The sequence below is a fragment of the uncultured Mucilaginibacter sp. genome, from assembly GCF_903913935.1.
Classification (GTDB): domain Bacteria; phylum Bacteroidota; class Bacteroidia; order Sphingobacteriales; family Sphingobacteriaceae; genus Mucilaginibacter.
Window position 1 is genome coordinate 1 of the sequence record NZ_CAIWNH010000526.1, and the last position, 9125, is coordinate 9125.

Genomic DNA, 9125 nt, shown 5'->3' on the forward strand with positions numbered 1-9125 from the left:
GGAAGAAGACAGGGCTGTCAAGGGAACGTGGAATAAATGGCCAAGTGCGTGAAAGGCTTGCGGGTTTATGCCGCGAAAGCCCTTTACTGCCCTGCCTTCGCTGGCTACCTTTGCTGTTACAGATGATCAGCATAATAAGCTGCAAATAATCTGTTTTACAAATCCATAATTGCTATATTTGTACTATAAGATTTGCAATTAATCTGTACAAAAAAAAGTGGTGAGTATTTCGGTGAGTAAGAAATAATATCCGCCTAACATATTGAATATCAAAACGGTTTAAGAGGTAAACAAATCCCTCCCTCTCCGCAACCCCACATCAAAATATGCCTTATACATTATGTATAGGGCTTTTTTGTGCCCGTTAATTGCTTTTGGTATCAAATTTGGTAGCAAATTTCAATGTGTTCTCAAAGAAAATAGCATTTTAGTTTGACGTCTTTAATTGATTTGTGCTTAACTTATTCATACATGTAGGCCGCCTAACAAGTGGCTTTTTTTATTGAACTAAAATTTAAACTGAATGCCATCTCCAATTGATATAAACGCGACCAAGAAAAATTTAAGCGATAAAACGTCATTACAGTTAATAGATTTGATCTATTATGAATGTTGATTTCTTTTAAACTCACTCGGCGTACACCCGTACTTTGATTTAAAAACTGTAGAGAAATAATTGGGATTTGAAAAACCTACTTTGTAGGTTATTTCTGATATAGTTAAGCTTTCATTATTTAACAAATACTTTGCTTTTTTTAATCGTCTATTCAAAATGTAATCAGTAATACTGCAGCCCAGCAAAGCTTTTACTTTTCGGTAAAGCTGAATCCTTGAAATGCCAATTATTTTACAAATGTCGTCCACATTAAACTTATCGTTCGATAAATTCTGTTCTACTATACCGGCAAAATCATTGATGAATTTTTTGTCAATGCCTTTAGAAATTGGCAACTTTTCTGAAGTGCTGATATCGCTTGTAAAATGCTCTTTTAGAATGATCCTGTTTTTGATCAGGTTTTGTACACTGGCCAGCAGATGATCAAAATTAAATGGTTTGGTAATGTATAGGTCGGCCATAGTATTTACACCCGAAATCTGGTGTTCAAGGCTACCCTGGGACGTTAACAGGATAATAGGGATGTGAGAGGTGCTTACGTCGGATTTGAGTTTCTCAACAATGGTTTTACCCGACAATCCGGGTAAAACAACATCCGATAAAATAAGATCAGGAACCCTTTCATAAGCTTTTGTTAATGCCGCTTTGCCATTATCCGCCGCGTACACCTCAAAGGACGCGCTGAATTTCTCTACTAAGTATGCCAACAAGTCCTTATTGTCTTCTACGATTAATATCGAATGTTCTTTAGGTTGGGTAAAAATGTCTTGTTCGTTTTCCCCTGTTATTTTTTCAAGATCGGCCTGGTATATTTTTGATCGCTCCGCCATATCAGACCATTCATTTCTTTGAAAATCCTTTTCAATCAGGCCTAAATGATGATCGCCAAGAGGAAGGGAAACCGTAAAGGTGGTGCCTTTCCACTTTTGGCTTTTAACTTCGATGTGTCCATGGTGCATCAAAACAATTTCTTTTGATAACGAGAGACCAATTCCTGAACCTGTTATCGGTGAATTATCAGCCTGGTAAAACTGATTAAAAACTAATGACGTATCTTCAGCCGACATCCCTACCCCGTTGTCTGCGACTTCAATATGGACATAATTAGTATCTTCCCTATGTATGGTGATTGTAATCAGGCCATCCTCACTACAAAATTTAATGGCATTGGATAATAAATTAAAAAAAACCTTATCCAGCATTTCAGCTTCGAACCATACCGGAATATTTTTTTCTTTTGAAATTAGTGTTAGTTGTATATTTTGTTTTTGAGCGTACACCCGAAAACATTCCATTACCTCTTTAACAAATGCAACGAGGTTGTTTTCTGAAGTTTTAATCCGCTGTTTATCAAATTCAATTTTACGGTAGTCGATCAATTGGTTAACTAATTTTAACAATCTGTACGCGTTTTGCTGGATCATTTTTACATTTCTACCGGCCAATGAAACGATTTTATCGTTACCAAGTAAATCCTGTAAAGGTGACAACATCAATGTAAGCGGAGTACGAAATTCGTGAGAGACATTTGTAAAAAAATTCAGCCTCGCTTCCGTTGCGGCTTCTGCTTTGGCAGACATCTCAATTAATTGATTACGCTGTGACAATATTTCGCCGTTTTTTACTTCAAGGCTTTTATTGATCTTCCGGTTTTCCAATAAAGAATAAAATGCCAGGCCTCCAAATACGATAGCTAAAACCAGGGAGATCACAATGATATTTAGTACAATTTGTTGGCTCCTGTAAATAGAAAGCTGTTCTTCTAGTATTGACCGCTGCTTTACAATATCATCCTGCTGGCTGCTTATTTTGCTCCACTGCATTTTCATTAACTGTACATTGGTAGAATCAATAACCAGCGATTGCAGGATATTTTCTCTTGAAAAAGGTTCTTTATTAAGTATATGGAAGGCTGTGACAATGGCTTCCTTTCCACCGGTAGGATACAGCAAACTAGCATCAATAGTTTTACTATCAATCATTTGCAAGCCGCCGCCATTACCGGGCAATGCATCAACCCCGATAACTTTTATTTTCCCAGGATAGTGTATTTTACCGAGCACTTCCTTCGCCCCCGAAGCCATCCTGTCATTATGGGCAAAGATCATATTAATTTCAGGTAGCTTCGCTTTGAAGTTCAGTAATTCACTTTCAGCTACTTCTTTTAGCCAATCCCCATATATTTTGGCCTTGATTTGTACGTTCGGAAATTTTTTAATCCCGTCCATAAATCCATGGTCTCTTTCAATAGCAGCTGACGATCTGGGCAGACCTGTTATCTCCAGCACATTGACCCTTTCTTTTGATATTGATCCAACATATTGGCCCGCCATTTTACCTATTTCATAATTATCCGCTCCAACAAACGCTGTATATAAGGAAGATGCCGTTTTCCGGTCGATTACAATAACGGGAATACCTTTATTATAGGCTTCTTCTACTACAGGCGTAAGTGGTTGCGCTTCATTGGGGGATATAATAAGCAAATCAATGCCATCGTTTAACATTTTTCTTACCTGGGAGATCTGTGTATTACTGTTATTCTCAGCATCCGTGTAAATAAAATCAACTCCAGGATGAAGTGAGAGCTCAGTCTTCATTTCCTCCAGCATAGTTTTGCGCCAAAGATCAGAACCTACACATTGTGAAAATCCTATTGTGTAAGCAGATTTTTTTTTGGCCTCATTGCAGCTATATATTGCGGTAATGACGAAAATGATTATAAAAAATTTCAGAAATGTATATCGTTTATGCATGCCGGAAACTTATCTGGATTAAGTAATTGTACGGTATATAATTGGCAGGAAAATTCAGTCCTTTCTCAAAGTTATACATAAACAATCAACTTCTGCAAATGCGGTAACTAAAGTGGTTTCCTGCAGAAGAGCCTTGATGTAACCAAATTGTAGTTTTAATGTAACATTACTATATATCAGCTATTTTTTCTTTGGTTTAATTTATTTAAATACCTGAAAATCAATTATTTAATATTTGTTGCAATTTTATTGCTTTTTGAAATAAAATTGATAACCACCGCCCTCTGATTCGGTCTACTTTGCAATCAATAACCAACTAACACCAAAAATATTTTATGAGTAAACATTCTGTCCTGGCCTGGTCCATGGTCGTAGCTCTTGGCGGCTTCCTGTTTGGATTTGATACCGCAGTAATATCGGGGGCCGAAAAATCCATCCAGCAATTCTGGCATCTTTCTGTTTTTGCCCACGGACTTACCATTTCAATCGCTTTAATAGGTACGGTGATAGGGTCCTTATTGGGTTCCAAGCCGTCTGATCGTTTTGGCCGCAAAAACACTCTTTATTTTGTAGCCATTGCCTATTTACTGGCATCATTAGGTACCGCGTTTGCTGATAACTGGTACGTGTTTCTGGTTTTTCGCTTCCTGGGCGGTTTGGGAGTTGGCGCCTCCTCGGTAACTGCGCCTATTTATATATCCGAAGTTTCTCCTGCCGACAAGCGTGGACGCCTGGTTGGCCTGTTCCAGTTTAATGTTGTATTGGGTATTTTAATTTCTTATTTATCGAATTACCTCATCAGCCAATTGGGTGATACCTCATGGCGCTTAATGCTCGGGATACAGGCAATTCCTTCAGTTGTATTCCTGGTGCTGATAAGGTTTATACCTGAAAGCCCGCGCTGGCTCATTCTTAAAAAGGGTGAAACAATACGGGCGCTCGAGATACTCAAAATCATCAATCCGCTTAACTGCAAAGAAGAACTTTTATCTATCCAAAATTCTAAGCTGGAAAGCACCAACGGATCGGACAGTAATTCACTTTTTTCGGGGCAATTCAAAACTCCAATAATACTTGCCGTTTTGTTTGCATTTTTTAACCAGGTCTCTGGCATTAACGCGATCATATATTATGCGCCCCGCATTTTTGAGATGGCTGGTCTGGGTGCGCGCTCATCGCTTTTATCAACGGTGGGCATCGGGATGATTAATTTCATATTCACGTTCGTTGGCATTAACATTATCGACAAGGTTGGACGCAAAACACTGATGCTGGTCGGGTCGTTTGGGCTTATTGCCTCACTTTTTATGGTGGCGTATACTTTTTACACCGGCAATTTCAGCGGCTTTGCGGTACCCGTTTATATGATGTGTTTCATTGCTTTTTTTGCCTTTTCACAAGGGGCGGTGATCTGGGTTTTTATCTCCGAGATCTTCCCAAACCAGGTGAGGGCCAAGGGGCAAACCTTAGGGAGTTCTACCCATTGGATCATGGCGGCAATTATTGCATTTGCCTTCCCCTTTCTGGCTGAAAAATTAGGCGGTGCGGTCACATTTTCGTTTTTCGGTACCATGATGGTGCTTCAATTAATTTTCGTTTGGCGCTGGATGCCTGAAACCAAAGGGAAATCGCTTGAACAAATCGAATCCAATATCATCATGCATTAACCAACATTTATGAAGACGGAAATTTATAACGGCCCTGCTATTTGTTACGGAGAAATCCTATGGGATGTTTTACCTGATGGCCCGCAGCCTGGTGGAGCGCCATTAAATGTAGCCTATCACCTAAGTAAAATGGGATTGTCAACCGGCATTGTGAGCAGGATTGGTTATGACGACGATGGTCAGCGATTAGTGGGACTGATGGATAAATGGGGCATTGATATGCAGTTATTACAGGTCGATACAGTATACCCAACGAGCCAGGTGATTGCTAAAATGAACAACGGCAACGAAGTGTCCTATGAAATCGTGTTTCCGGTCGCCAGGGACTTTATCGATTATAATGAAGTTTTTACAAACCAAATTATGCCGTCGACCTACTTTATCTACGGCAGCCTTTCGTCCAGAAACGATATTTCAAGAAACACACTGAAGGAATTTTTAGAAAGTGAGGCCATAAAAGTATTTGACATTAACCTCCGTCCGCCGTTTGTTAATAAAGACATTTTAGCGTTGCTTTTATCCAAAGCGGACATCGTGAAATTCAATCAGTCTGAGCTGGAAATGGCACAGCTCTTATTTGGCGGACCGCTGGGCAACGAACAGTCTCAAATAAAATATATACAAAAGCATTTTGATATACCCGAAATAATAGTGACCAAGGGTGAATTCGGTGCTTCCTATTATAAAGAGGATAAGGTATATAATGCATGGGGCAACGAAGTAAATGTTAAAGATACCATTGGCAGCGGAGATGCCTTTTTAGCTGCCTTTATTTACAATCATTATTTAAAAAATGACCCGCAGGCCACCATCAAAAATTCAGTGGCCATGGGGGCATTTATAGCTACACAGAAAGGAGGTTGCCCGGAATACGATTTGTTAGAATACACCAATTTTTTAGACCAAATTTTTTAGACCATTAATCAATTATTAAAAAAAAACTAATGAGAAAATTATTACTTTTTTGCTTCTTGCTTTTGTTATTTTTAAGCAAGGGCTATGCACAGTCCCGGCAAATTACAGGGACGGTTATCGATAGCGACGGTAAGCCATTGGAATTTGTAACCGTTTCGGTTGTAGAAACTCAAAAAGCAACCGCCACAGATGCAAAGGGAAATTTTAAAATAAATGCAGAAAGCGGGCAAACTCTAAAATTTACCTTCGTTGGCGTGAAACCCATAAGCGTACAAATTACTGCTGCAACGCAAAATTTGAATATTCAATTTAAAGATAACCAAAGCACGCTTAACGAAGTGGTTGTAACTGGTTATTCTTCTGAAAGAAGAAAGGACCTAACGGGATCTGTTTCAGTTGTCGACTTATCGCCTGTTAAAAATAATAGTTCAGGTAACACCATGCAAGCTTTACAAGGCAGAGTCGCTGGCTTGTACATTGAAAAAGATGGATCGGTTAACGGTGCAACAAGCAGAATTCTAATACGTGGCGCAAATACTTTAGGAAATAACAATCCTTTATATATTATCGATGGCATACCTACCACCAGGCCAGAAGTATTTCAAAATTTGTCACCGTTAGATATAGCATCTGTTCAAGTGTTAAAGGATGCCTCGGCCGAATCGATCTATGGTTCACGTGCATCAAATGGTGTTATTATAGTAACAACCAAAACCGGTGGAAATACAGAGGATAAAGTGCAGTTCCAATTTAATAACAGCACATCCATTGAATCTGAAAAATCTTTACGATTCAAAATGTTAAATTCAGCTGATAGGGGAAAGGCATTATGGCAAGCTTCTGTAAACGATGGCCAGGATCCTGCCGCAGGCTATGGTGATATATATTCTTTCGATTGGAATAATAACTATCAAAATCCCGTTTTAAATAGTGTAACACAAAAGCCCCTGGTAGGTGGTGATCCCAATACCCCTTCAGGTAATACGGATTGGCAAAACGTACTATACAAAACTGCGGTTGTTACCAATAATGATTTAACTGCTTCAATAGGCAACAAAAACTCTTCGCTTCAAATTAATTTTGGTAATATCACCAATAACGGTCTTGTTAGGTTTACCAAGTATGCACGCACGACAGGTAGCATCAATGCTTTGTCACATGCTTTTGACAATAAAGCTACATTTGGTGTTAATTTAAAAATAACCAATTCTAATGAAACCCTTACAACCAATGACCTGGGGGGCGCATCGACTCCATTTTTGGCGGTAACATTAGCACCAACCATTCCTGTATATCAAATAGATGGAACTACATATGCCGGCGAATTAGGTGCAGGGTATTCTGACAGGAACAACCCATTGCACATGCAGGACCTTGCAAAATGGAATAATGCAAATCGGGTAAACACATTTGGTAACGTTTTTTTAGAAATTCAACCAATCAAAAATTTGTTTTTCAAAACTAATTTTGGTGCAGACAATGCAACATATCTTAATAAGGTTATAACGCCAACCTTTTCGGAAGGGGCTTTAAATCGCACAACGAACAGTTTGTTTTTTGATCAAAACCATTATTTAAGTACCACCTGGTCAAATACGGTAAGGTATAACTATGATTTGAATGCAAAAAATCATTTCAAAGTACTAGCTGGTACAGAATATGTTAAGACCTTTACTGATTTTCAAACCACGCTAAAACAGGGCTTTGCATTACAAAGTCAAGACTATTTCACGTTAAATGCCGGAACAGGCAATACAACCGTTACAGGAACGTCACTTGGAAATAGATTGTTTTCTGAATTTGGCCGTTTAGATTATAACTATGCCGGTAAATATCTGGCAGCAGTTACTGTTCGCCGTGACGGTTCTTCAAGATTTGGTACTGATAATCAATATGGTATTTTTCCGGCCGCGTCTGTTGGATGGAGAATTGACAAGGAAGGCTTTATGAAAAATAACACCATTTTCTCTGAATTGAAAACAAGAGTTGGTGTGGGTAGAGTAGGTAACCAGGAAATTGGTGATTTATCCCGTTTTGCACTTTATGATACACGGTATGGCACTACATTGGCCCAACTTGTTGGTGGATTTTGGGAACAATATATGAATATTGGAACCGCATATTCTTTATCAGGTGCTAATACAGGATCTTTACCTTCTGGTTTTGTTCAAACACAGGCCGCAAACCCCGGACTTAAATGGGAAACTACTGATGAGGTAAATGCCGGTTTAGATTTCTCGATGTTTAATGATAGAATTTCTGGATCATTTGATTATTTCACCAGAAAAACAACTGGTATTTTGATTACACCTCCTGTTGCATCTGCATTGGGCGAAGGCCAAACTAAGACAGTTAATGGCGCATCAAAAAGTAACAAGGGCTGGGAATTTATAGTGTCTTATCATGGGCAGCAAACAGGTGATTTTAATTACAATGTGACGCTAAACTTCTCTCATTTTAGAGACAAGATCACCAACTTACCGGAGAATGTTCGACCTGCATACCCTGGCAGTATAGACAATACTATTATTGGCCATTCACAATTTGACATATTTGGTTATAAAACAGCCGGTCTTTTCCAATCTCAGGCTGAAGTTGATGCTGCTCCCACGCAAATCGGCGCAGGGCCGGGAAGAATTCGTTATGTAGATATAAATCATGACGGTAAAATTGATGCCAACGATCAAACATGGATCGGAACTACCCTGCCGGCTTTGGAGTACGGCGCAAGGATTGATTTGACTTACAAAAAGTTTGACTTATCCATTTTTGGATCGGGTGTCGCCGGTAGAAGAGGATTTGATCCCTATACCTTTTACAACAATTTAATGCATAGCCGGGAAAATGTAGGGCCGGGTGTATTCAATGCCTGGACACCACAGCATACCAATACAACTGTACCAGCTTTAACGCTGAAAGACAATAACAACGAGGGAAGGACTTCTGATTATTTCATCGTAAATACTTCTTATTTCAAAGTGAGAAATATTCAAATTGGATATAGTATTGAACCTAAAGCAATCTTTACAAGGATACGCGTATTTGCTATGGCCGAGAATATATTTACTTTAAAAAGCAAGCAATATTTAAGTCCGGACCCGGAAAGGCTTAGTCTCGACCAGGTTCCAATTCCTAAAGTCTTCAGTTTTGGTATTAATGCATCATTCTAAA

Annotated in this window: 4 protein-coding genes; 3 read left to right on the forward strand and 1 reads right to left on the reverse strand. The window is 39.0% G+C overall.

The features are described 5' to 3' along the window. Positions 1 to 603 precede the first annotated feature (603 nt). Positions 604 to 3372 carry a substrate-binding domain-containing protein gene (locus QZY09_RS21135; protein ID WP_295675794.1) on the reverse strand — a complete coding sequence of 923 codons (2769 nt, stop codon included), beginning with the start codon at positions 3370 to 3372 and terminating at the stop codon, positions 604 to 606. Positions 3373 to 3707: 335 nt separating this feature from the next. Between QZY09_RS21135 and QZY09_RS21140 the strand changes: the two genes are divergently transcribed. Genes QZY09_RS21140 through QZY09_RS21150 form a run of 3 tightly spaced genes read left to right on the forward strand, consistent with a single transcriptional unit; the run spans position 3708 to position 9124 of the window. Next, positions 3708 to 5039 (forward strand): sugar porter family MFS transporter, encoded by a 1332-nt coding sequence (locus QZY09_RS21140; RefSeq protein ID WP_295675796.1) that lies wholly within the window; start codon positions 3708 to 3710, stop codon positions 5037 to 5039. Positions 5040 to 5048: 9 nt separating this feature from the next. Beyond that, positions 5049 to 5954 carry a carbohydrate kinase gene (locus QZY09_RS21145; protein WP_295675798.1) on the forward strand — a complete coding sequence of 302 codons (906 nt, stop codon included), beginning with the start codon at positions 5049 to 5051 and terminating at the stop codon, positions 5952 to 5954. 29 nt (positions 5955 to 5983) lie between these two features. After that, complete coding sequence (locus QZY09_RS21150) at positions 5984 to 9124, forward strand: SusC/RagA family TonB-linked outer membrane protein (protein ID WP_295675801.1); 3141 nt, start codon at positions 5984 to 5986, stop codon at positions 9122 to 9124. Position 9125 lies beyond the last annotated feature (1 nt).